This is a genomic window from Acidimicrobiales bacterium, from assembly GCA_035547835.1.
GTDB lineage: Bacteria > Actinomycetota > Acidimicrobiia > Acidimicrobiales > Iamiaceae > DASZTW01.
Genome location: DASZTW010000005.1, coordinates 1 through 23,956, shown reverse-complemented (window position 1 = coordinate 23,956; position 23,956 = coordinate 1). Strand labels below are relative to the sequence as shown.

At 70.6% G+C, this 23,956-nt stretch carries 20 protein-coding genes; 19 read left to right on the top strand and 1 reads right to left on the bottom strand.

Going from position 1 to position 23,956, the window contains the following annotated elements; translation table 11 throughout:
• Nucleotides 1–86: 86 nt before the first annotated feature.
• The 12 genes from argC (at nucleotide 87) to VHA73_02485 (ending at nucleotide 13,347) form a co-directional block, all read left to right on the top strand.
• Nucleotides 87–1,109: an N-acetyl-gamma-glutamyl-phosphate reductase gene (gene argC, locus VHA73_02540; GenBank protein HVX16884.1), complete on the top strand. Its 1,023-nt coding sequence runs from the start codon at nucleotides 87–89 to the stop codon at nucleotides 1,107–1,109.
• Nucleotides 1,106–2,275 (top strand): bifunctional glutamate N-acetyltransferase/amino-acid acetyltransferase ArgJ, encoded by a 1,170-nt coding sequence (argJ, locus tag VHA73_02535; GenBank protein HVX16883.1) that lies wholly within the window; start codon nucleotides 1,106–1,108, stop codon nucleotides 2,273–2,275. The genes argC and argJ overlap by 4 nt, the downstream gene beginning before the upstream one ends.
• On the top strand, nucleotides 2,272–3,219 hold the full coding sequence (gene argB / locus VHA73_02530) for an acetylglutamate kinase (GenBank protein ID HVX16882.1): 948 nt from the start codon (nucleotides 2,272–2,274) through the stop codon (nucleotides 3,217–3,219). The genes argJ and argB overlap by 4 nt, the downstream gene beginning before the upstream one ends.
• On the top strand, nucleotides 3,212–4,489 hold the full coding sequence (locus tag VHA73_02525; GenBank protein ID HVX16881.1) for an acetylornithine transaminase: 1,278 nt from the start codon (nucleotides 3,212–3,214) through the stop codon (nucleotides 4,487–4,489). Before argB ends, VHA73_02525 begins: the two co-directional genes overlap by 8 nt.
• The gene (argF, locus tag VHA73_02520; GenBank protein HVX16880.1) at nucleotides 4,489–5,439 is read left to right on the top strand and encodes an ornithine carbamoyltransferase; all 951 of its coding nucleotides are present in this window, start codon (nucleotides 4,489–4,491) and stop codon (nucleotides 5,437–5,439) included. Before VHA73_02525 ends, argF begins: the two co-directional genes overlap by 1 nt.
• Complete coding sequence (gene argR, locus VHA73_02515) at nucleotides 5,439–5,933, top strand: arginine repressor (protein HVX16879.1); 495 nt, start codon at nucleotides 5,439–5,441, stop codon at nucleotides 5,931–5,933. The genes argF and argR overlap by 1 nt, the downstream gene beginning before the upstream one ends.
• A 39-nt stretch (nucleotides 5,934–5,972) precedes the next feature.
• Entirely contained in the window at nucleotides 5,973–7,169 is a 1,197-nt protein-coding gene (locus VHA73_02510; protein ID HVX16878.1) for an argininosuccinate synthase, read from the top strand.
• Nucleotides 7,166–8,614 carry an argininosuccinate lyase gene (argH, locus tag VHA73_02505; GenBank protein HVX16877.1) on the top strand — a complete coding sequence of 483 codons (1,449 nt, stop codon included), beginning with the start codon at nucleotides 7,166–7,168 and terminating at the stop codon, nucleotides 8,612–8,614. The genes VHA73_02510 and argH overlap by 4 nt, the downstream gene beginning before the upstream one ends.
• Complete coding sequence (locus VHA73_02500) at nucleotides 8,611–9,393, top strand: DNA-3-methyladenine glycosylase (GenBank protein HVX16876.1); 783 nt, start codon at nucleotides 8,611–8,613, stop codon at nucleotides 9,391–9,393. The genes argH and VHA73_02500 overlap by 4 nt, the downstream gene beginning before the upstream one ends.
• Nucleotides 9,390–9,989, top strand: a complete 600-nt coding sequence (locus VHA73_02495; protein HVX16875.1) for an NUDIX hydrolase — start codon at nucleotides 9,390–9,392, stop codon at nucleotides 9,987–9,989. The genes VHA73_02500 and VHA73_02495 overlap by 4 nt, the downstream gene beginning before the upstream one ends.
• A gap of 164 nt (nucleotides 9,990–10,153) precedes the next feature.
• Nucleotides 10,154–11,305 (top strand): acetyl-CoA C-acetyltransferase, encoded by a 1,152-nt coding sequence (locus tag VHA73_02490; protein ID HVX16874.1) that lies wholly within the window; start codon nucleotides 10,154–10,156, stop codon nucleotides 11,303–11,305.
• A gap of 143 nt (nucleotides 11,306–11,448) precedes the next feature.
• Complete coding sequence (locus tag VHA73_02485) at nucleotides 11,449–13,347, top strand: DUF4214 domain-containing protein (protein HVX16873.1); 1,899 nt, start codon at nucleotides 11,449–11,451, stop codon at nucleotides 13,345–13,347.
• Here the strand turns inward: VHA73_02485 and VHA73_02480 are convergent.
• Complete coding sequence (locus VHA73_02480; protein ID HVX16872.1) at nucleotides 13,323–14,294, bottom strand: RNA methyltransferase; 972 nt, start codon at nucleotides 14,292–14,294, stop codon at nucleotides 13,323–13,325. The two genes, VHA73_02485 and VHA73_02480, sit on opposite strands and share 25 nt — an antisense overlap.
• 110 nt (nucleotides 14,295–14,404) lie before the next feature.
• Between VHA73_02480 and VHA73_02475 the strand changes: the two genes are divergently transcribed.
• The 7 genes from VHA73_02475 (at nucleotide 14,405) to cas1 (ending at nucleotide 23,507) form a co-directional block, all read left to right on the top strand.
• Nucleotides 14,405–15,313: an SDR family oxidoreductase gene (locus tag VHA73_02475; GenBank protein HVX16871.1), complete on the top strand. Its 909-nt coding sequence runs from the start codon at nucleotides 14,405–14,407 to the stop codon at nucleotides 15,311–15,313.
• 91 nt (nucleotides 15,314–15,404) lie between these two features.
• Nucleotides 15,405–16,796, top strand: a complete 1,392-nt coding sequence (gene cas7u, locus VHA73_02470; GenBank protein ID HVX16870.1) for a type I-U CRISPR-associated RAMP protein Csb1/Cas7u — start codon at nucleotides 15,405–15,407, stop codon at nucleotides 16,794–16,796.
• Entirely contained in the window at nucleotides 16,796–18,277 is a 1,482-nt protein-coding gene (gene csb2 / locus VHA73_02465) for a type I-U CRISPR-associated protein Csb2 (protein HVX16869.1), read from the top strand. The genes cas7u and csb2 overlap by 1 nt, the downstream gene beginning before the upstream one ends.
• Nucleotides 18,270–21,044, top strand: coding sequence for a type I-U CRISPR-associated helicase/endonuclease Cas3 (gene cas3u, locus VHA73_02460; protein HVX16868.1), 2,775 nt, complete (start codon nucleotides 18,270–18,272; stop codon nucleotides 21,042–21,044). Before csb2 ends, cas3u begins: the two co-directional genes overlap by 8 nt.
• The gene (locus tag VHA73_02455) at nucleotides 21,044–21,877 is read left to right on the top strand and encodes a hypothetical protein (GenBank protein HVX16867.1); all 834 of its coding nucleotides are present in this window, start codon (nucleotides 21,044–21,046) and stop codon (nucleotides 21,875–21,877) included. Before cas3u ends, VHA73_02455 begins: the two co-directional genes overlap by 1 nt.
• Nucleotides 21,874–22,500 carry a CRISPR-associated protein Cas4 gene (gene cas4 / locus VHA73_02450; GenBank protein ID HVX16866.1) on the top strand — a complete coding sequence of 209 codons (627 nt, stop codon included), beginning with the start codon at nucleotides 21,874–21,876 and terminating at the stop codon, nucleotides 22,498–22,500. The genes VHA73_02455 and cas4 overlap by 4 nt, the downstream gene beginning before the upstream one ends.
• Nucleotides 22,488–23,507 (top strand): CRISPR-associated endonuclease Cas1, encoded by a 1,020-nt coding sequence (cas1, locus tag VHA73_02445; GenBank protein ID HVX16865.1) that lies wholly within the window; start codon nucleotides 22,488–22,490, stop codon nucleotides 23,505–23,507. The genes cas4 and cas1 overlap by 13 nt, the downstream gene beginning before the upstream one ends.
• The last annotated feature ends 449 nt before the right edge of the window (nucleotides 23,508–23,956 follow it).

Genomic DNA, 23,956 nt, shown 5'->3' with positions numbered 1-23,956 from the left:
CCGCGCCCAGGAGCGGTCGTTGGTTGGCGTCGCCGCGGCACCGGAATCGCTTTGCATGATTATGCAGGACCTCGTATTGTTGGGGGATGGCGAAGGTCGGCATCATCGGTGGGTCGGGGTTCACGGGCGCGGAGCTGTTGCGCCTGCTGGCCGCGCACCCTGGCATCGAGGTCGTCGCCGTCACGGGCGACACGCAAGCCGGCGCACAAGTGGCCGACCTCTACCCGAGCTTGCGCGGGGCTTACGGCGACCTCACGTACCTGCCGTACGCGCCCGAGATGGTCGAAGGACTCGACCTCCTGTTCTGCGGTCTGCCGCACGGCGCCTCGCAGGCGATGATGCCCGACCTGCTCGACCGGGTGGCCCACGTGGTCGACCTCGCGGCCGACTTCCGGTTGGCCTCGGCAGGCGACTACCCGACCTGGTACGGCGAGGCGCACACGGCCCCCGAGCTGCTGAGCCGCTTCGCGTACGGACTTCCCGAGCTGCACCGCGACGAGATCGTGGCCAGAGGTCACGTGGCAGTTCCGGGCTGCTACCCGACCGCCGCGATCTTGGCGTTGTGGCCGCTGGTGCACGCCGGCCTGGTCGACACCACCGGCATCATCGTCGACGCGGCCAGCGGCGTGTCGGGAGCGGGTCGGGCGCCCAAGCCCACCAACGCGTTCTGCGCGGTCGACGAGGACTTCGTGGCGTACGGCGTGGGCGGCCATCGCCACACGCCCGAGATGGAGCAGCAGCTCGGCGCCACCGTGCTGTTCACGCCTCACCTCGCGCCGATGAACCGGGGCATCCTCGCCACTTGCTACGCCCGGCCGGCCCACGGTGCTGCGGTGTCGACCGAGTCGTTGCGACAAGCCGTGGCCGACGCATGGGCTGACGAGCCGTTCGTCGTGCCGGTCGCCGAGCCGCCGCACACCAAGGCCACCCTCGGCGCCAACACTGCACAAGTGAACGCCGTGTTCGACGACCGCACCGGTCACGTGATCGCCATGGCCGCGATCGACAACCTCACCAAAGGGGCGTCCGGCGGGGCGGTGCAGTGCGCCAACTTGTTGTTGGGCCTCGACGAGACCATGGGCCTGCCGACCGTCGGGATGATGCCGTGAGCGTCACCGCCGCGAAGGGGTTCACCGCCGCCGGCGTGGCGGGCGGCGTGAAGGAGTCGGGTGACCGTGACCTCGCGCTGGTGGCCACGGCCGACGGCAACGCCGTGGCCGCAGCTGCCGTGTTCACGTCGAACGCCATGACCGCCGCGCCGGTGGTCACCTCCCGTGCCCACTTGGCGGCCACGTCGGGCCGTGCGGCCGCAGTGGTGCTCAACAGCGGCAACGCCAACGCCGCCACCGGGGGGCCAGGGCTGCGCGACGCGCAGGCGATGTGCGAGCAGGTGGCCCACGAGTTGGGCTGTGCACCTGATGAGGTTCTCGTGTGCTCGACGGGCTTGATCGGGATCCCGCTGCCGATCGACCCCATCGTGGCGGCGATCCCGGCGTTGGTCGCTGCCCGCGCCGCGTCGCCTGAGGCCGGCGCCGATGCCGCCGAGGCCATCCGCACCACCGACACCGTCCGCAAGGAATCCGTGGCCCGCGCCGGCGCGGCCGTGGTGGGCGGCATGGCCAAAGGCGCGGCCATGCTGGCGCCGAACATGGCCACGATGCTGGCGGTGCTCACCACCGACGCCGGCGCCGAACCCTCCACGTTGCAGCGCGTGCTGCAAGCCGCGGTCGACGGCAGCTTCAACCGCCTCAGCGTCGACGGCTGCCAGTCGACCAACGACACCGTGATCCTGCTGGCGTCGGGCGCGGCGGGTCCCGTGGCCGACGACGACCTCGCCGCCGCCACCACCGCTGTGTGCCGTGACCTTGCGCTCGCCATGGCCGGCGACGCGGAGGGCGCCACGAAAGTCGTGCACCTCACGGTCACCGGCGCAGCGTCCGACGTGGAAGCGGCCGTGTGCGCGAGGAGCATCGCCGAGAGCCAGCTCGTGAAGTGCTCGTGGTACGGCCAGGACCCGTACTGGGGTCGGCTGGCGAGCGAAGCGGGCTCGGCCGGGGTGACGTTCGATCCTGATCGGGTGGCCGTCCGCTACGGCGGGATCACGGTGGCGAGCGGTGGCGTCACGGTCGACCACGACGAAGCCTCCGTCGCCCGGCACATGGCCGAGCGCGAGCTGGTGATCGAGGTCGACCTCGGCATCGGGTCGGGCACCGGCGAAGTGATCACCAACGACCTCACCCACGCGTACATCGACGAGAACATGGGCACGTCGTGACCGCCGCTCCCGATCCCGCTTCGTCCGGCTCCGCCGGACCCACCGCACCCCCGCCCGCCCCCAGCGCAGACGAGCGCGCCGCGGTGCTGATCGAGGCGCTGCCGTACATCCACCGCTTCCGTGGCACCACCGTCGTGGTCAAGTACGGCGGCAATGCCATGACCGACGCCGCGCTGGCCGAACGGTTCGCCGAGGACATCGTGCTGATGCGCGCGGTGGGCATCCGACCCGTGGTGGTGCACGGCGGCGGGCCCCAGATCGGCGACCTGCTGGCGCGGCTCGGCAAAGAGACGGAGTTCCGCGACGGCTTGCGGGTCACCGATGCCGAGACGCTCGATGTCGCGCGCATGGTGCTCGTGGGCAAGGTCAACCGCGACATCGTGTCGGCCATCAACCGGCACGGCCCGGTGGCCGTCGGCGTGTCGGGTGAGGACGCCGGGCTCATCACGGCCGAAGCCCGCGATCCGCGACTCGGCTTCGTGGGCGACGTGGTCGACGTCCAGCCGGCCATCATCGAGCGGCTGCTGGCCGAGGACCTCATCCCGGTGGTGTCGACGATCGGTGCCGACCTCGAAGGCCAGGCGTACAACATCAACGCCGACACGGTCGCGGGCGCGGTCGCCGGCGCGCTCGGAGCCGAGAAAGTGATCTACCTCACCGACATCGCCGGCCTGCTCGCCGACCGCGACGACCCGTCGTCGCTCATCACCACGGTCACGACCGGCCGACTCGCCGAGCTGCTGGCCGACGGCACGTTGGCCGGCGGGATGATCCCCAAAGTGCGGGCGTGCGTCGACGCGGTGGAGGCGGGTGTGGGCTCGGCCCACATCCTCGACGGCCGCCGCCCGCACGTCGTGCTGCTCGAGCTGTTCACCGACGCGGGCGTCGGCACCATGATCTGCGCCGACGAGACGGCGCCGCACCCAGGAGCCACCAATGGCTGAACGTCCGGGCCGCCGTCGCGTGCTCACCGCGTCGAAGCCGTCGAAGCCGTCGAGTCCGTGGTCCGAGTTGCTCATGTCGAACTACGGCGTGCCCCCCGTCGAGTTCGTGAAGGGCAGCGGCTCGCGATTGTGGGACGCGGACGGCAAGGAGTACCTCGACTTCCTCGGCGGCCTCGCGGTCACGTCGCTCGGCCACGCCCACCCGGCAGTGGCAGAAGCGGTCAGCTTGCAGGCCCGCACGCTGGTGCACGTGTCGAACTTGTTCGGCACCCAACCGGTGCTCGACGTGGCTGCGACGCTCGACACCTTGATCGGCGACGGCTCGCCGGCCGGCGGTCGGCTGTTCTTCGCCAACTCCGGCGCCGAGGCGAACGAGGCCGCCATCAAGTTGGCGCGCCGCCACGCGGGCGGCATCGTCCCGACCGGCGACGGTGGTTGGGCGGGCCGCTACAAGATCGTGGCCGCGCACGACGGCTTCCACGGCCGCACGATGGCGGCGCTGGCAGCCACCGGCCAGCCCGCCAAGCAAGAGCCGTTCCTGCCGCTGCCCGACGGGTTCTTGCACGTGGCGTGGAACGATCTCGACGCGCTCGACGCGGCGATCGACGATTCCGTGGCGGCGTTGCTGCTCGAGCCGATCCAAGGCGAAGCGGGGGTGAACCCGGCGAGCCGCGACTACTTCCGAGGGGCACGTCGGCTCACCGAGGAGCGCGGTGCACTGTTCATGGTCGACGAAGTGCAGACCGGTCTCGGGCGCACGGGCCGCTGGTTCGGGTTCCAGCACCACGATGTCGAGCCCGACGTGGTCACCATGGCCAAAGCGCTCGGCAACGGCGTACCGATCGGTGCCTGCTGGGCGCGGGCCGACGTGGCCGACAGCTTCCGGCCCGGCGATCACGGCTCCACGTTCGGGGGCCAGCCGCTCGCCGCGGCGGCCGCCCGCGCGGTGCTCGAAGTGATGCAGGCCGAAGACGTGCCCGGGCGCGCCTTGCGTGCCGGCGCGGCGCTGACAGCCCGGCTCGAAGCCCTGCCGCAAGTGGTGGCGGTGCGCGGTTCGGGCTTGTTGCTCGGTGCGGAGCTCCGCGGCCTCGACGCCCGTGAAGTCGCCGCCGCGTGCCTCGCCGCAGGCTTGGTCGTCAACGGCGTGACCGGCACCGCGCTGCGCCTCGCGCCGTCGTTGTTGGTGAGCGACGACGAGATCGACCAGGCGGTCGGCATCCTCGCCGTGGTGCTCGCCGCTGCAGGATCGGGAGACGGGGAGGAACGGTGATGCGTCACTTGCTCGAGATCGACGACCTGACGGCGGCCGAAGTCGGCGAGATCGTCGCGCTGGCCGAGTCGCCCGAGCGTCCGCAGTTGCTGGCCGGCCAAGGTGTGGGCCTGGTGTTCGAGAAGCCGTCGACCCGCACCCGGCACTCGACCGAGATGGCGGTGGTGCAGCTCGGCGGTCACCCGGTGACCGTGCAGGGGGCCGAAGTGGGGATCGACACCCGCGAGTCGGCCGAGGACATCGCCCGGACCCTGTCCGCGTACCACGCCGCGATCGGCGCCCGCGTCTTCGAGCACCACAAAGTGGAGCGGTTGGCAGCCGCCTCGTCGGTGCCGGTCGTGAACTTGCTGTCCGACTTGGCCCACCCGCTGCAGGCGCTGGCCGACTTGTTGACGTTGCGGGGCGAGTTCGGCGACGTGGCGGCCCGCACGATCGCCTATGTGGGCGACCCGAACAACGTGTTGCAGTCGCTGGCGCTGGTGTGCGGGTACACGGGCATCGCGGTGCGGGTGGCGTCCCCGGCCAGCCATCCGGTGCCCGAGGCGATGGTCGACCGGGTCCGCCTCGCCGGCGGCGACTTCACAGTGGGCCTTCGGCCCGAGGAAGCGGTCGAGGGCGCCGACGCGATCTACACCGACACGTGGACGTCGATGGGCCAGGAGAGCGAAGCCGAGCAGCGCCGCCGCGAGTTCGAAGGCTTCACCGTCGACGACGCCCTGCTCGACCGGGCCGACCCGGGTGCCGTGTTCCTGCACTGCCTGCCGGCGCACCGTGGCGAGGAAGTCACTGCCGCGCTGATCGATGGTCCCCGCAGCCGGGTCTTCACCCAGGCCGCCAACCGTATGCACGCCGCAAGGGGCGCGCTCGCCTGGTTGTTGCAGGCGTCGAGCAGATCGGCGTCGTCGACCACGGTCGGCGCGGCGGCCGGTCCGGCGGCGGAGGCGGGCTGATGACGGCCAAGCGCGACGCGGAGCCGGCCCGGCTCACCAAGACCCAGCGCCAGCACCGGGTCGAGAAGCTGCTCGAGCAGCACGCCGTCGCGAGCCAGGCCGAGCTGGTCGAGCTGCTGGAAGGCGAAGGTGTGGCGGCCACGCAGGCGACGGTGTCGCGCGACCTCGACGACCTGGGCGCCATCAAAGTGCGCGGTCCGGGCGGCGACAGCGTGTACGCCATCCCGGAGCTGCCGTGGGAGCGCAAGGCGCCCGACGACCACTTGCGACGCATGTTCACCGAGTGGGTCCACGAGGTGTCGGCGTCGGGCAACTTGGTGGTGTTGCGCACCCCGCCGGGTTCGGCGCACGTGGTGGCCTCGGCCCTCGACCGCGCCGATCTGCCCGACGTGCTCGGCACCGTGGCGGGAGATGACACCCTGTTGGTCGTGGTGCGTGAGCACCCCGGCGGCGCCGCAGTGGCGCGCCAGCTCTCGGGGCTGGCGAACTTGTGAGTGGGTCGGGCGCGCCCGACCGCGAGAAGGAGTAGGTCCGTGGCGAAAAGGGTCGTGCTGGCGTACAGCGGTGGACTGGACACGTCGGTCGCTGTCCGTTGGATGATCGAGCAGTACGGCTGCGAGGTGATCGCGCTCGCGGTCGACGTCGGCCAGGTGTCGGAGGACTGGGAGGTCCTCAAAGGCCGCGCCAAGGCCGCCGGCGCGGTCGACGCGGTGGTGGTCGACGCCCGCGAGGAGTTCGCAGAGGACTTTGTCGCGCCGGCCTTGGCGGCCAACGCCATGTACGAGAACCGCTATCCGCTGGTGTCCGCGCTGTCGCGCCCGGTGATCGTCAAGCACCTTGTGGAGGCCGCCCGCAAGTTCGGCGCCGACGGCGTGGCGCACGGTTGCACCGGCAAGGGCAACGACCAGGTGCGCTTCGAGGTGTCGACCCGCGCGCTCGCGCCGGACCTCGAGGTGCTGGCGCCCGTGCGGGGCTGGGGGATGACCCGCGAGGAGTCGATCTTGTACGCGTACGACCACGAGATCCCGATCAACGCGACGAAGGAGAAGGTGTACTCGATCGACGACAACCTCTGGGGCCGCGCAATCGAGTGCGGCGAGATGGAGGACCCCTGGGCCGAGCCGCCCCAAGGGGTGTGGTCGATGACCAAGCCGAGCGCCACCGAGCCCCGCGACCTCGTGATCGGCTTCGAAGGTGGCCGCCCGGTCGCGATCGACGGTGAGCGCCTCGGCATGCTCGAAGTGATCGCCCGCCTCAACGACGTGGTCGGTTCCTACGGTTGGGGCCGCATCGACATGGTCGAGAACCGCCGCGTCGGCATCAAGAGCCGCGAGACGTACGAGTGCCCGGCCAGCTTGGCGCTGATCATGGCGCACCAAGACCTCGAGTCGATCTGCCTCGAGCGTGACCTCAGCCGTGAGAAAGCGCGCCTCGAGCCGCGCTACGCGGAGCTGATCTACGACGGCCTGTGGTTCTCGCCGCTGCGGGAGGCCTACGACTCGTTCATCGCGTCGAGCCAGCGGTTCGTCACCGGTGACGTGCGCCTGCACTTGTCGCCCGGCAACTGCCAGGTGACCGGCCGCCGCAGCCCGCACAGCCTCTACGACTACGGGCTCGCCACGTACGACGCCGAGGACAGCTTCCGCCACGAGGACTCCGCCGGTTTCGTGCGCCTCTGGGGACTCGGCATCAAGACGTGGGCCGCCCGGCAGGGGAGCAAGGAACCGTGACCGGCACCGAGGCCGAGGGCGCCGACGCGCCGGGCGGCGCACCCGCGGGCGGCAACACGTTGTGGCACGGCCGCTTCGAGGGCGGACCGGCCGAGGAGCTGCTGGCGTTCACGGTGAGCTTGCCGTACGACCAGCGGTTGGCGCTCGACGACCTCACCGGCTCGCGGGCCCACGTCCGCGGGTTGCACCGCGCGGGCATCTTGTCGGTCGAGGAGAGCGCCGCGGTGCTGGCCGCGCTCGACACCGTGCAAGCCGAGCTGCTCGACGGGTCGTTCGCGTTCGGTCCCGCGGATGAGGACATCCACACCGCCGTCGAGCGGCGCGTCACCGAGCTGGCCGGTCCCGCCGGCGCCAAGATCCACACCGGGCGCAGCCGCAACGACCAGGTGGCCACCGACCTCCGGCTGTACACCCGCCGGGCCCTCGCCGAGGTGGCCGACCGTGTCCTCGCGCTCGAGCACACCTTGCACGACCGCGCCCGGGAAGCAGGCGAGGCGTACCTCCCCGGCTACACGCACCTCCAGCGCGCGCAACCGGTGTTGCTGGCGCACCACTTGCTCGCGCACGCATGGGCGTTGTCGCGCGACCTCGACCGGATCGTGGCCTCTGCTCGGCGGCTCAACGTGTCGCCGCTTGGCGCGGGCGCGCTGGCCGGCTCGTCGCTCCCGCTCGACCCGGCGGGCGTTGCCGACGAGCTCGGTTTCGACGCGCCGTTCGCCAACTCGCTCGACGCGGTGAGCGACCGCGACTTCGTGGCGGAGTCGCTGTTCGACCTCGCGCTGGTGGGCATCCACCTGTCGCGCCTCGGCGAAGAGCTGATCTTGTGGTCGAGCGAAGAGTTCGGGTTCGTCCACTTGCCCGACGCGTACTCGACCGGCTCGTCGATGATGCCGCAGAAGAAGAACCCCGACATCGCCGAGCTGGCGCGCGGCAAGTCGGGTCGGCTGCTCGGCAACCTCACCGGGTTCCTGGCCACGCTGAAGGGCCTTCCGCTGGCGTACAACCGCGACTTGCAAGAGGACAAAGAGCCGCTGTTCGACTCGGTCGACCAGATCCTGCTCGCGCTGGGTGCGCTGCGCGGGTTGCTGGCCACCGTCACGTTCGACACCGACGCCATGCAGGCCGCCGCCGACTCCGCGTACCTGGTGGCCACCGACCTGGCCGAGTACCTCGTCGAGAACGGCACGCCGTTTCGCGACGCGCACGCCGTGGTCGGCGGCCTGGTGCGCGACTCGCTCGAGCGCAAAGTGCCGCTGGCCGAGCTGGTGGCCGCGCACCCCGCGTTCGGCGCCGAAGCGGTGCAGCTGCTCGACCCAGGCGTGGCCGTCACGCGGCGCTCGAGCCCGGGTGGCGCCGGCCCTGGTCCCGTCACGCAGCAGTTCGTGCGGTTCGCCACGCAGCTCGAGATCGACCGCGAGCGGGTCGACGACCTCGAGTCGCAGTGAGCCCGCGCGGGTCGGGAGCGCGGCCGTTGCCCGCGGTGTTCTACGACCGCGACCCTCGCGAGGTGGCGCCCGACCTCCTGGGCAAGTTGTTGGTGCGGGTCGAGGACGACGGCGCACGCACGGTGGGGCGGATCGTGGAAGTCGAGGCGTACTGCGGCGCCGACGACCCCGGCAGCCACGCGTATCGGGGTGAGACGCCGCGCACGCGGACGATGTTCGGCCCGCCGGGCGGCTTGTACGTCTACTTCTCCTATGGCATGCACTGGTGCGCGAACGCGGTGTGCCGTCCGGACGGGACCGCCGGGGCGGTGCTGTTGCGGGCGCTGGCGCCAGTCGACGGCGTGGACCGCATGCACGCCCGGCGCGGGCCCGCCGCTCGTCGCGACCGCGACTTGTGCAGCGGGCCCGCGAAGTTGTGCCAGGCGCTCGGCGTCGACCGCCGCTTCGACGGCACCGACCTGACCGCCGCCACCTCACCGCTGATGGTGTTCCACGATGAGACGGTCGCGGGGTCGGGATCGAGCGTCCGGGCCGCAACCGCCGCGGGTGGCGGGCTCGGCGGAGTCGGGGGTGGTGCCGGGAGCCGCGGGCTCGGCGTTGCCGGGGCGGCCGGGTCCGAGCGCGCGGCCAGGATCGGCAACAGCGTGCGGGTGGGCCTGAGCGCCGGCCGCGAGCATCCCTGGCGGTGGTTCGTCGAGGGCGACCCGAACGTGTCGCGCGGCCCCAGGTCGCTCGCCGCGCCCGTCACGGAGCGCAGGCAGGGGGGCCGCTGCCGATGACCCCGCCGGCCGCGAGGTTGCTGGCCTCGGGCGATCCGGCGCTGATCCCCGGCAGCGAGCTCGCCGTCGCTCGGGCGCGGGTGCTCGACGCGGTCGGGCCGACGGCCGACCAGCGGCGCCCGTTCCTCGAGCTGCTCGCCGAGCACGACGACGCGCTGGTGCGCTCGTGCCTGCCGGGTCACCTCACCGGCTCGGCGTTCGTCGTCGACGCGTCGGGCGAGCGGGCGCTGTTGCTCTTCCACGCCAAGCTGGGCCGCTGGCTCCAGCCCGGCGGGCACGCGGATGGCGAGGCTGACTCGGCGGCGGTGGCGCTCCGCGAAGCCACCGAGGAGTCCGGGATCGAGGGCCTGCGCGTGGCGGTCCCGGCGATCGACCTCGACATCCACGAGGTCGCGCCCCCAGGCGAGCCGGCTCACTTGCACTTCGACGTGCGGTTCCTGGTGGTGGCGCCGCCCGACGCCGAGGTGCGGATCAACCACGAGTCACGCGGCGCCCGGTGGGTGACCGCCGCCGAGTTGGCGACGGCCGACGTCGACACCGGCCTGCGTCGCCTCGCCCGCCGCGGCTTCGCCCTCGCCGCCACCCTCACCCCCTGACCCCACCACCACCCGTTCTGCGCGTGGAAAGTGACCGCAGCGGTGGGAATGCAACGCGCGGAACGGGATGGTGGGCGGGGCGGGGTGCCCCGTGGCGGGCTCGCTGGTGGCGACATGGCGGACGTAACCTGCGGCGTCGTCGTCACTCGCGAGGGAGCACCGCCATGGCCGAGGCCTACATCGTCGATACCGTCCGCACCCCGGTGGGCCGCCGCGGCGGGTCGCTGAGCCAGGTCCACCCGGCCGATCTCGGCGCCCACACCCTGAAGGCGCTCATGGCCCGCACGGGCATCGACCCGGGTGCGGTCGAGGACGTCGTGTTCGGTTGCCTCGACACGATCGGCCCGCAAGCTGGTGACATCGCCCGTTCGTGCTGGCTGGCGGCCGACCTGCCCCAGCACGTTCCGGGCGTCACGATCGACCGGCAGTGCGGTTCGAGCCAGCAGGCGGTGCATTTCGCCGCGCAGGCCGTGATGAGCGGCACCAGCGACGTCGTGGTGGCCGGCGGGGTGCAGAACATGTCGGCCATCCCGATCAGCTCGGCCATGGTCGTCGGTGAGCAGTTCGGGTTTGCCGACCCGTTCACCGGTTCGGAGGGTTGGGCCAAGCGCTTCGGCGACCAGGAGATCAGCCAGTTTCGCGGCGCCGAGATGATCGCCGAGAAGTGGGACATCTCGCGCGAGGACATGGAGGACTTCGCGATCGAGTCGCACACGCGGGCGCTGCGGGCCATCGAGGAAGGCCGTTTCGAGAACGAGATCGCGCCGCTCAACGGGCTGTCGGTCGACGAGGGGCCGCGTGAGCCCAACGTCGACAAGATCCGCTCGTTGCCGGCGCTGGTCGAGGGCGGCCGCCTGACCGCCGCCGTGTCGAGCCAGATCTCCGACGCGTCGGCCGCCATGCTCGTGGTCAGCGAGCAGGGGCTGAAGACGCACGGTCTCACCCCCCGGGCGCGCATCCACCACTTGTCGGTCCGCGCGGATGACCCGGTGTGGATGCTCACCGCGCCGATCCCCGCCACCGCCCATGCGCTCGAGAAAGCCGGCATGAAGCTCGACGACATCGACCTGGTCGAGATCAACGAGGCGTTCGCGTCGGTCGTGCTGGCATGGCAGAAGGAGACCGGCGCCGACCTCGACAAGGTCAACGTCAACGGCGGCGCCATCGCCCTCGGCCACCCGCTCGGCGCGACGGGTGTGAAGCTGATGACCACACTGCTCAACGAGCTCGAGCGCACCGGCGGCCGCTACGGCCTGCAGACCATGTGCGAGGGCGGCGGACAGGCCAACGTCACGATCATCGAGCGCCTCGGCTGACCCATCCCTGCACGGCGCTGGGTCGGTGGTGATGACCGCCGGGCCCGACTCCGGTCCGGGCGACGCGGCGGGCACCGATAACCTTGCGGCGTTCGTCGATCGGGGGCGCCCGGCTGGGTGGCCCACAGCAGGTGAGGTGGAAGGTGTCCCGATTCGTCGCCCGGCGGTGCGCAAGCGTGCTCGCTGCGGGGCTGCTCGCGCTCGCGTACGTGGCTGCGCCCTCGGCCGCGTCGGCCCGTCCCGCCACTGCAGCCCGACCGGCCACCTCGTCGCGACCCGCCGTCACCGCGGCGCCGTCCGCCGCGCCCACCGCCGCGACGCCCTCGCTGCCGTCGCCGCCGGATGCCGCGGACTTCGGCGCCAACCCCACGTCGCTCGGCTACGGCCTGCAAGTGCCGGTGCGCGAGAGCGGGTCGGGCACGCAGCCCACGACGACCTTCCCGCGCAAGATCCCGACCGCACGGTTCCGGGCTGAGCAACAGGCCGCACTTCGAGCGAACGCCACGTCGGCGCCGATTCAGACGGTGGTCGGCGGGCGCCACTCGACGTTCGTGCTCATCTTCATGCCCGTGAGCGACACCGTGAACTTCCCGACTGATGCGCAGGATGCATTCATCCGCGCCGCCACTGCGTGGGCGAACCAGGTGTACAGCCCGGTGCAGATCGGCGTGCAGGTGCACTGGGAGGATCTGACCAGCCAGACCGGCGACAGCAGCATCCTCGGCGCGGCGGGCCCGACCAACTTCTACGTGCCCGACATCCCGGGGGCCCCCGCCTACCCCAGCGCGCTGGCTGACGCCCTGGCCGGCCGCGACTTCGATCCCTCGCTGCCGGAGATCGATGCCACGTTCAACTCGGCGTTCGGTTCCGCCGGCAGAGGTTGGTACTACGGGTCGGACCCGGCGGGAGTCGGGAACAACATCGACCTCCAGTCGGTGGTGACCCACGAGCTCGGGCACGGTCTGGGGTTCTTGTCGAGCTTCGACACAGCGACGGGCGATCCCCAGGGCTGCAAAGTACCCGGCACGGGTTGCCATGCCGACACGCCGACCGTGTTCGACGAGTTCGTCGGGGTGGGCTCCAGCGCGAGCACGCCGCTGCTGTCGTATCCGAACAACAGCACGGCACTGCTCAACCAGGAGGTGTCGGGCAACATCTACTGGGCGGGCACGTGGGGCACGGTGATGGGTGGCTTCCAGCACCCCAAGCTCTACTTCCCGTACCCGTGGCAGGGCGGCAGCAGCGGGTCGCACCTCGACGAGAGCACGTACCCGGCGTCGAGCAAGGACGCCTTGATGACGCCGACGCTCAGCAGCGGTGAGATCGAACGGTCGGTGGGCCTCGACGGGCCGATCACCGCCGGCATGCTGCTCGACCTCGGCTGGACGCACCAGAGCGACTACGAGGCGCTGGTGCGGGCCACGTACCCCGACTTCCTGGGCCGGCAGGTGGGCACGACGGAGCTGCCGAACTGGCTCAACCTGTTCGCCCAAGGGGTCACGGCCAGCCAGTACCTCCGCACGTTGACCACGTCGACCGAGTGGCTCGACGGGATCTTCACCGGCTTCTACCAGAACACGCTCGGCCGCTCGCCGTCGCGCAGCGAGCTCGACAAATGGGAGAACCTGGTGCGCCACAGCGGGGTCACCATCACCGCAGCGGGCGCCAGCTTCTACGCGTCGCCGGAGTACTTCCAGACGAAGGCCGGCAGGATCCTCACCACATGGGTCAGCTTGCTGTACCAGGCGATCCTCGGGCGCGGCGCGTCGAGCAGCGATCAGCAGTTCTGGGCGTCGCAGGCCGTGACCAAGGGCCGCCAGTGGGTCGCGCTGCAGATCTACCAGTCGCCCGAGAACCGCCAACGCCGGGTCCGCGCGCTGTACGTCAAGCTGCTCGGCCGCCAGCCCGATGCGGGCGGGCTTGCCGGGTGGAGCCAGTCGCTGCTCACCAGGGACGACCTCGTGCTGGCGCAGAGCCTGGCGTCGTCGGAGGAGTACCTCGAGCGGGCCCAGGGCCGCTACCTGTTCTCCGACGAGTCCTGAAGCCAGTGGAGCGCCACCGCCGCGGCGGTGGCGACGTTGAGGGAGTCGACGCCGTCGGCCATGGCGATGCGGACCGGTCGCGCCGCCGGCAAGGTCGCAGCGGCCTGCAGCGTGGTGGGCGTCAGCCCTGGGCCTTCGGCGCCGAGCACCAACGCCACCCGCGGTGACGCCCGGTCGAGGGTGGTCAAGTCGGGCGCATCCGGGTCGGGGGTCAGCGCCAACACGTCGAAGCCGGCGGTCGTGAGGGCCGCCAGCGCCCGGTCGGGCCAGTCGCCTGCGGCGAAGCGGGCGTGCGGCACGCGCAGGGCATGGCCGAGCGACACGCGCACGCAGCGGCGGTAGAGCGGGTCCGCGCAGCGAGGGTCGACCAGCACGGCGTCGACCCCGAACGCCGCGGCGTTGCGGAACAGCACCCCGAGGTTCTCGTGGTCGTTGAGCCCTTCGAGCACGAGCACTCGCCGGCGGCGCGTGTGGTCGAGCGACGCGCCGGCGGGCGGGCGAGTCGTGCCGTCGCCGCCGGCAGGGTCGGTCGTGGGCTCGCCCACCCTCGCCCGGCTGGCCACCTCGCTGATCGTCGCGAACGGGTCGGGCAGGGGGAGCCGGTCGGCCGACGCCACCACGCCGCGGTGGATTCGGAAGCCGACCACCGCGTCGAGCACCGCTTGTGATGCCACCAACGTCGGCACCTCGGTCCGCCCGGCCTGTGCCAGCGCGTGGAGCACGCGGGTGAGCTGGCGCTCCGACACCAGCACCGATCGGATCGGGTGTACCGACACGAGGAGCTGTTCGAGCACCAGCTGCCCCTCGGCGATGAAACGGCCGTGCGGGCTGGGCGGCCCGCCCTCGGGGTCCTCGAAGCGACGTCGGAGCTGCGCGTCGGACAGACCGATGTAGTCGGCCACGAGCGGGTCGTCGGGCGACGTGATCCGGCGCGGCTCGCGGGGCATGGCTCCAGCTTCGCGGCTCGCGCTCGGATCCCGGGCCTCGGTCGGCTTCGGGACCTGACGGGGCGTCAGGTACGTTGGGCGGCTCACCATCACGACCACGAGGAGCACCCATGGGCATCTGCGACGGACGGGTCGCGATCGTCACCGGCGCGGCGCGAGGGCTCGGCCGGGCGCACGCGCTCGAGCTCGCCCGCCAAGGCGCGAACGTGGTGGTCAACGACGTCGGCGCAGAGCTCGACGGGTCCGGCGGCTCGACCGGACCCGCCGCGGAAGTGGTCGCCGAGATCGAAACGCTCGGGTCGCAGGCCGTCGTGAACGCCGACGACGTCGCCGACTGGGCGGGCGCCGAGCGGCTGGTGCGCCAAGCCGTCGACACGTTCGGCCGCCTCGACGTGGTGGTCAACAACGCCGGCATCGTGCGCGACCGCATGTTCGCCAACGCCACCGAGGACGAGTTCGACGCGGTCGTGCGGGTCCACCTCAAAGGCCACTTCTGCGTGGCTCGCCACGCGGCCGGCCACTGGCGCGACCAGGCGAAGGCCGGCGAGACGGTCGATGCCCGCATCATCAACACGTCGTCGGGCGCGGGCCTGCTCGGCAGCATCGGCCAAGCCGTGTACTCCGCCGCCAAAGGCGGCATCTTGGCGCTCACACTCGTGCAGGCAGCCGAGCTCGGACGCTATGGCGTGACCGCCAACGCGCTGGCCCCGGCCGCGCGCACCCGCATGACCGAGGACGTCTTCGCCGCCACCATGGCCAAGCCGGGCGAAGGCGAGTTCGACGCCATGGACCCCGCCAACGTGTCGCCCTTCGTGGCCTGGCTGGCGTCGCCCGACAGTGCCGGCGTCACCGGCCGCGTCTTCGAGGTCGAGGCCGGCAAGATCGGCGTGGCCGACGGCTTCCAGCACGGTCCCACCGTCGACAAGGGCGCCCGCTGGGACCCCGCCGAGGTGGGCGCCATCGTGCGCGAGCTGCTCGCCGACGCGCCCCCGCCCGCCCCCGTCTACGGCGCCGGCTGACCGGGCCGGCGCGCCGCGACGCGCCGCGATCTGTCCTCGCTGCACGAGGGCGGACCGCCTGCTCGAATTCGGGTGCCTGCGGACGGCCGGCATGGCCGACGCCGATCGGCTGTTGTCACTCGGCCAAGCGCCGATTCGACCGGGAACGTTCTCCCCTTGTGTGGCGCCACCGGGCGACGATCTCAGCGGTGTGGTTACATCGCGCGCGGGCGGAGAAGCGGCGGGTTGCTCCAGCGGCCGGGGCCGTCACGACCCACTCATATGTGCAGAGGACGGCCTTCGGAGAGGAGCAATCATGGGCACGATAGATGCAGGTCGGCTCGCCGACGCATGCAGCGACGACGGGTTCGACGCGGGGATCAGGATCGTGACCGAGCTGGAGCCGGTGGCGGGGCCCGGTGCCCCAGTGAAGCCGCCCATCTACGCTGGCATGGAGTACCAGCACGACAAGCGGTGGGAGTCGACCGATGCCGACGCGCCCACCGATGTCATCGTGCTTGACAACGTGCCCTCGCAGGCGAACCGGCTGGAGGACGCTGTCCGGCGAGCTGCTCCCGCGGTTGGAGTTCCCGAGATCGTGCTCGATCTGTCGAGTGTCGGCGAGTTGCCGCCCCACCTCCCTCGCCGCATCTCGAGCTGGCAGTTCCCGCATCGCAATGCGGATGCGTATCTGCGCGATGCCGAGCTCGACGGTGTCGACTTCCTGAAGACCGATATCGGCCGGGCGATCTTCGACGCCACCGCGTGGAATGCAGGATCGTTGATGGCATGGACTCCCCAGGGACTCCTGTTCGGCTTCTGGCAGTCGCACCTTGGCAAGAAGCGCTCGAACGCGAAGCACGCGCGGGCGTGGGTCTCAGAGATCATCGGTTGGTCGCCAGCCGCGAGCGAGACGAGGACCCAGGGTCTCAAGGGTGACCCGCTGAACCTCAACTCCGACGACCCAATGACGTTCAATCCGAACGATCAAGTCGACTGGGAGATCGGCAAGACCAAGCTCGCCGGCGGCGAGACGAAGAAGCTCTCTGAGATAGGCCATGGACAGGTGCTGGTCGGTGGTAGCGATGCGGCACGTGCGGCGGTCTCGTTCGCTCGCATCACGCAAACGGCCACAGTGTCGTTCGCGCAGCTTCGTCGGGTCAGCCTCGGCGGCGACGCCGATCCCGCAGCCGATGCCGCGGCGCGGGCGTTGCTCGTGGCCTTGGGCCTGTTCGCCCACGTGCGCGCCTTTGGTCGCGCGTTCGAGTTGCGCTCTGTCGCCGACCTTCGCCCGTCGCTTCCTGCAGCGATGTGGCTCGGTGCTGCGGTCGACGATGCGGTTGAGCTCCCAGACTCCGATGCTGCGGCGGGCCTGCTGGCGGCGTGCGTCGAGCAGGCACGCAAAGCCGGTGTGCCGCTCGACGGCTGGGGGCGGGAGCCGCTGCTGCTGACGCCCAAACCGAACCTCGCCGCTGCCATTCGTTCGACCTGGCCGCTCAACTGATGCTTGCGATAACGGTCGAGTTGCTGCACGGCACGTATCGTGCGGACCCTTCGGGGCTGGCGCCAACGGGGCGGGCACTCGAGGGCGAATGGCCGCCGTCGCCCATGCGTTTGCTCGCCGCGCTGACGGCGGCTGCGGGCACCGATGTCGAGGTGGAGGGCCTACCTCCCCGGCGGTTGGGGACCGACGGGGCAGAGCTGGCCTTCTTGGAGACAGCCGGCGCGCCCGCGATCTACGCAAGCCACGGTGCTGGCGAAGTTCATCACCAGCGCCTGCAGAGCAGGTATGTCGTCAAACATGCCGGCACGGCGTCGAAGAACCAGCACCTTGAGTACGTCGGCCGGGTGGGGATGGAGGTGCGACCGGGCTTCAAGGTGACACCCTGCGTTCCCGAGGTCACCTATGCATGGGATATCGACGTGCCACCGTCGGTCCTTGCGGCGTTGCGCTATCGGGCGGCCCGCGTCGGCTATCTCGGCTGCGCCGACTCACCTGCTCGAGTGACCGTCGCAACGACGGCCCCCGATGGGGAGCCGGCGCTTTGCCCGGCCGATGACGGCGCGCTGTTGGTGAGCGTCCCGCGCGAGGGCTCCGTCGCCGCCATGGACGCGCACTATCGGGCGTGGGTCGGTAAGGACGGCGGCGCGTCCGTGCAGCGCGCACAATTCCCGGCACTGCGCCACGTCATCCGCTATGAGGCGGCCGGCGAACGCGAGAGCGCAACGCCTACGCCACAGCCCACGCTGTTGTGCGTGCGGTTCGCGGATCCGGAAGCCGCTGTCGGCGCGTCGATCTCCGGTCGCCGCGTCGCAGCGGTCACCGAGGCCTTCAAGGCGGCCGTGTTGCGGCTGTTCCAAGATCACGTCGACGAGCCGCCGCCGGTGCTGACCGGCCATGGCATGGAGGGCTCTGGGTACCACCTCGCTTACTACCTCGCCCTGCCGAACGTGGGCGCCCCCCACGCGACCGGGCGCATCCACGGCCTCGCGCTCTGCCTTCCACCGGGCACAGATCCCAAGCTGGTGGACGCATGCCGTGGTGTGCTCGACCGCATGGACCATCTCGTCGGTCGCGGCTTCCAGCGGGTTCCGTGCAGCCTGTGGGCGGGCGAACGCCGCCCTTGGGCGACCAATCCCGGCCGCTGGGTGCAGACCGCCCAGGTCTGGGCGACGGCCTTCCCGGCCGTGTACGAGCGACGATCGACTGACCTCGACAACGCAGAGGTCAGTGGCTGGTGCCGCCACGCTGGCATCGAGACAGCCGTCCGCGAGGTTCGTGTGAGCCGAGTTCCCATCCTGGCCGGCGGGGTGGACCTGGCCCCGGTGGAGGTCAATCGGGTTGGGCGGCCGGGCAAGCCGTATGCGCACCTCGAGCTCACGTTCGCGGAGCCGGTTCGAGGACCTGTCGTCGTGGGTGGAGCGCGCCAACGTGGCTTGGGCCTGTGCGCGCCGATACGCGGTGAGGGGCTGTCCGGTGGCTGACCTTCCGACGTTCGACGACTTCTATGCGGCCGTCAACGGCCGCGCTGCATTCCCATGGCAGAGCCGCCTGGCCGCGAGGCTGGCCGATGGTGGCAGCTGGCCCGAAGAGGTCGGGGTGCCGACGGGGCTCGGGAAGACGGCGTGTCTCGACATCGCCGTCTGGTGGCTCGCATCGCAGGCGCCGCTGCCGCCCGCCGAACGGACTGCTCCGACGCGGATCTGGTGGTTGGTGAATCGTCGCCTGCTGGTCGACACCACCTACGACCATGCGACGCGGATCAGCGACCTGTTGCGGGACCCTTCGGCGGTGCCGGAAGGCGAGGCACCCCGGGAGACCCAGGCGATCAAGGCGCTGGGCGGCGTCGCGGCCGCACTTCGGTCGCTCTCCGCCGATCCCGCCGCGCCGCCACTCGAGGTGGTCCGCCTTCGCGGCGGCGCTGCGACGGGGCGCCCGACTGATCCCAGCCAGCCGGCCGTGATCCTCTCGACGCTTCCCATGTACGGGTCGCGCCTGCTCTTTCGCGGGTACGGCTCGTCGCGTTCGATGCGGCCGATCGACGCCGCGCTCGCCGGCACCGATTCGTTGGTGCTGGTCGACGAAGCCCATCTCGCGCAACACCTCATGAGGCTCTTCGGCCCGTTAGCGGAGTGCGAGGCGCCCGCGGAAGCGGTGCTTCCTGCGCTGCGTGCCCGTCCGACGGTCGTGTCACTCACCGCGACGGGCGGAGCGGTCAGCGATCGATTTGACCTCGACGAGACTGATCGCGCGAACCCGGAGGTGCACCGGCGACTGACCGCGAAGAAGAACGTGCGATGCGAGGTCCATGGCCCAGCCAGTGACAAGGAGCTCGCCGGCCATCTCGGTGACGCCGGGGCGCGGCTGCTACTCGACTGTGACGCGCCCTCGTCGATGGTGGTCTTTGCCAACACCCCCAAAGTGGCGAGGCAGGTGCGCGCACGCCTGGGCGCGGCGTTGCGCAAGGAGTCGATCGACGCCGAGATTCTGCTTCTCACTGGCCAGATGCGCGAACGAGAGGCGGTCGCCATCCGCAAGCGAGTGCTTGATCCCGGTTCCGGTGCGGCCGCGGGACGCGCAGACGCGCCACGGGAGCGACACCTCGTCGTCATCGCAACACAGACGCTGGAGGTTGGAGCCGACGTCGACTTCGAATTGCTGGTGACCGAGGCGTGCGGCGTGCGGGCGCTGACTCAGCGGCTCGGGAGGCTCAACCGCTTGGGCAAGTGGGACCGAGCCCAGGCCACCTACGTGCATGCGCCGCCGCGGCCGATCCGCGGAGAGGAGACGGGCTGGCCCGTGTACGGCACGGAGCCAGAGACCGTGCTGCGTCAGCTCGAGGAAGCCAGTGACCCGTCGGGGGTGGTCGACCTGCAACCAGGTCGTGTCGCTGCGATCCTCGGTGAGCCTGGCGACGAGCCCGGTGACGCGCCGGAGATCATGCCCGCCTTGCTGTGGCAGTGGTCGAAGACGTCGTTCCCGCCGCCCGGCGAGGCGCCAGTCGAGCCGTACTTCTCCGGCCTCACTGGTCCGCACTACCGCGTGTCGGTGTGCTGGCGGGCGTATGTGCCCGGCGACGGTGACCGGCTCTGGCCCCGGGTGCGGGACGCCGAGACGATCGACCTGCCGATCGGTGAGGCGAGGACGGCCCTCGGCGATGGCGCTGTCGCCCGCCTGACGTCAGACCGCGTTCGTGTCGAGCACGTGGCCCCGGACGCGCTACGGCCTGGCGACACGGTCATCTTGCCCATCGACGGCGGCATGCTCGACGACTTCGGCTGGGCTCCCGACGCCACCTCACCTGTCTGTGACGTGACGCTCTCCTCCGAGGGTCTGCCACTCGACGCCGCAGCGCTGAAGAGGCTGGTCGGCGAGGACCTCGGCGGGCTGGTGCGGGCGGTCGTCGAGCCTCCCGACGAGGATGAAGTCTCGCCGGACGAGCGCGTCGCCGAGTTGGTCGAGCGCCTCAGGGCGGCCCAAGCCGACGGCATGTCGGAGACCGAGTGGGCAGAACTGCTCGACCGCCTGGAACCTGATGCCGTCCTCCCTGTCGACGAGATCCCCCGCATCCCGATCCGGGAATCGGCGCTCGAGCCGCTCGCAGATGAGCTCGACGAGCTGTCCCTGAGCGACACCGCCGTGCTGCTGCACGAGCACGGGCGCGGCGTTGGCGGTCGAGCGGGTGCGGTCGCAGCCGCGATCGGCGTTCCGGCGCAGCTCGCCGATGTCGTGGCTCAGTCGGCCCGCTTCCACGATGTCGGCAAGGCCGACGAGCGGTTCCAGCGTTGGCTTGCCCCGGGTGCGACGGACACGGCCCCTGTAGCCAAGTCCCATCGACCGCGCGCATGGTGGGGCCGCGACCGGGTTGCCGCCGGCTGGCCACAAGGTGGGCGGCACGAGGCGCTGTCTGGCCGGCTCGTTGAGGAGTGGCTGGAGCAGGCCACTGATGGGTGGGCCGGCGTGGACCGAGATCTCCTGATCCATCTGGTCGTGACGCATCACGGATGGGGTCGCCCTCTGCTGCCGCCCGCAGACGACCAAGCGGGCGGAAAGGTGACGTTCGAGCTCGACGGAACAGAGGTATCGGCCGACGCCGATCTGTCAGCCACCGATTGGCAACAACCGCGCCGCTTTCGTGCCCTCACCGACCGGTACGGAACTTGGGGCGTGGCGCTCCTTGAGGCGATCGTCCGCCAAGCCGACCAGTCCGTCTCGGCGGGCGGCTGGGCGCCCGACCAGGAGGTCCTGTAGTGGCTGAGCGGATCTGCCCCGGCTTGCCGGCCGAGTGGCTCAACGGTTGGCTCGCGGCCCTCGGGGCAACGGTGGCCGTACCTGGCATGACGTTGCGCTGGACCGACGATGCCGAGCCGGTTGCGGTGCTCGCGCTCGACGGCGATGTCGATCCTGCGGAGGCACTGGCCGATGCATGGCCGACGCCGGAGTGGATAGAGGGGTTGCCGATCGCGAACCTCACTCGACAAGACGGGGTTGAGCAGTGGCGCAGCGCCGCGAGAGCCAGTCGGTCTGGGGGGGATGCCTGGACCGTGACTTCGATCGGGACTGATGCGGCGGACCTGGAAAAGCTGACCCCCAGCCGCCTATTTGTCGCTGCGCCGGGCCCTGGTCGTTTCCTCTGCCATCGTGTCGAGCTCGTTGCGGGCAAGATCGAGGATGCGGCGCGAGAGGTCGACATGACACTTCGAGGCGTGGCACCGCGGCGAAGGTCGAATGGGCTCGGTTTCGACTTCCGCCGCGTGGCGTCATCAGCTGATGAGGCCGAGAAGTGTGTCACGCCATGTGTGGAGGTTCTGGCCTTCCTTGGCATGTGGTTCTATCCAGTGTGCGGTCACGAACGGCTGCGACACCCCACCGCCGTCACTCGCGCGAATCCGTCGAATGGGCCATTCTCGTGGATCGCCTGGACGGCAGCGTTGGATCGCGATGCCATCGACGCCATCCTGGACGTCGCCCGCGACGATCGGCATGCCTCGCGGCTCGGGATCAGCGCAGCGTGGGAAAGCGTCAGCCTCCGGGTCGAGGGCGCCGACCCGACTCGGGCATTCGCGTCGCGGCGGATCCGGTGACCGTCGAGGCCGAGGTGGTCGTGCCGATCTCGGCGATCGAGCACTACGAGTACTGCCCCCGGCAGTGCGCACTGATCCACGTTGACGGCGTCTGGGCGGAGAATCGTGCGACAGCCGCGGGTACGCGGTTCCACCGCCGTGTCGATCATGCCCCACATCGGCAGGAGCGTGGGCACCTCACGCTTCGGTCGATCCCGCTCTGGTCCGAAGTGCTGGGGCTCAGCGGTCGAGCGGATGCCGTTGAAGTGGGCCCGGGGGACCGGGTGTTCCCGGTGGAGTACAAGAGCGGCATCCGGCATCGCCGCGCGGCGGACCTGCAGCTCTGCGCACAGGCACTGTGTCTCGAGGAGATGACCGGAGTTGTGGTCAACCTTGGCGCGGTCTGGTACGGAGGGCCTCGCCGCCGCGTGCCGGTGACCTTCGACACGACGCTTCGTCGGACGACGATCGCGGTCATCGAGGCGATTCGCCGCGACGTGGTGGATGGTCGGTTGCCGCCACCCCCCGATGATGAACGCTGCGGCGCTTGCCAACTCGAACCGATCTGCCTACCCCACACTGTCGCCTGTGCGGTCGACGTCGCTGCGTACGTCGACATGGAGGTCTTGGCGTGCGGTACTTGAGCTCGGTCTACGTGGCGGGGCACGAGACATCGATCGCGCGATCGGGGCGCTCGCTGATCGTTCGCCGGGGTGCTGACAAGGAGCGCGTGCCACTTGAGGGCATCGATTCAGTGGTGATGCTCGGCGCGGTGCACGCGACGATGGACGCGCTTGCGGCGTGCGTCGACCACCATGTCCGGGTGGCGGTACTTCGGCGCAATGGGCGACTGCGCTTCACGGTCGGCCCGCCCGCGTCGGGCAACGTCCACCTCCGGGTTGCGCAGGTCTGCGCCGCGACCGACGATGCCGCGGCGTTGCGGCTGACGAAGCTGTTCATTGCCGGCAAGTTGCAGAACAGCCGCCGCGTGATGATGCGGTGGGCCCGCGATGCTCCATCGAGCTCGGCGAGGCGTCGCATCGGCGATCGCGCTGATCTGATCGCCGAGCGGCTTGGGAGGCTGTCGACCGCGCCGACGGCCGATCATGTCCGAGGGATCGAAGGCGACGCTGCTCGCGTCTACTTCACGGCGCTCGGCACAGTCTTGTCCGACACGCCATGGCGTTTCGCGAGCCGGAGCCGTCGGCCGCCCCGGGACCCTGTCAATGCTCTTCTCGGTTTCGCGTACGCGCTGGTGGTGACCGAACTGGTCGGTGCCCTCGAAGCGATCGGGCTTGATCACCAGGTGGGCTTCCTCCACCGCGTGCGCTCTGGTCGGCCGTCGCTCGCACTCGACCTCGCCGAGGAGATGCGGCCGCTGACCGACAGATTCGTGGTCGGCATGTTGAGACGGCGGGAGATCGGCGCGGGCGATTTTGTGTGGACCCCGGGCGGCGCTTGTTATCTTGCCGACGAGGGGCGCGCCAAGTTCCTCCGGCGTTGGGAGCAGGCCAAGCAAGTTGAGCTAGCTCATCCCGTTGTAGGACGCGCTGTCGAGCGTTGGGCGCTGCCAAGTGTGCAGGCGACCCTCCTGGCTCGTCATCTGCGAGGCGATCTTCCGACGTACCCGCCGTTCGTGATCCCGGCGTGACGTGGACGTATTGATCGCGTACGACATCGCTGACACTGCCGGTCCAGGTGGTGCGCGGCTCCGGCGCATCGCTGAGGTGTGCTGCTCGTACGGGACCAGGGTGCAGCTGTCGGTCTTCGAATGCCGGCTCAGCCCCGACCGGTACGAGCGGCTGATGGGGGAGATTCATGATGTCATTGATCCAGCGCTCGACAGCGTGCTCGTGTACCGCTTTCCCGGTCGTCTAGCTGAGTCACGAAGGCACATCGGCCGGAAAAGACCCTTGTACCGCGAGCTGGGCGAGCCCTGGATCCTCTGATTGCGAACCTCCGGTGATCCTTGAAATCTGAAGGCTCGTAGCCACTCTCTGTGGTCGCGGTGCCCACGGGGCCATGCCGCTGGCCGCGTTCCGCCACGCAGAGAGCCGATAGCCGTGTCGCGGGGGCGAGCGCCCCCGCCTTCGTTGAGCG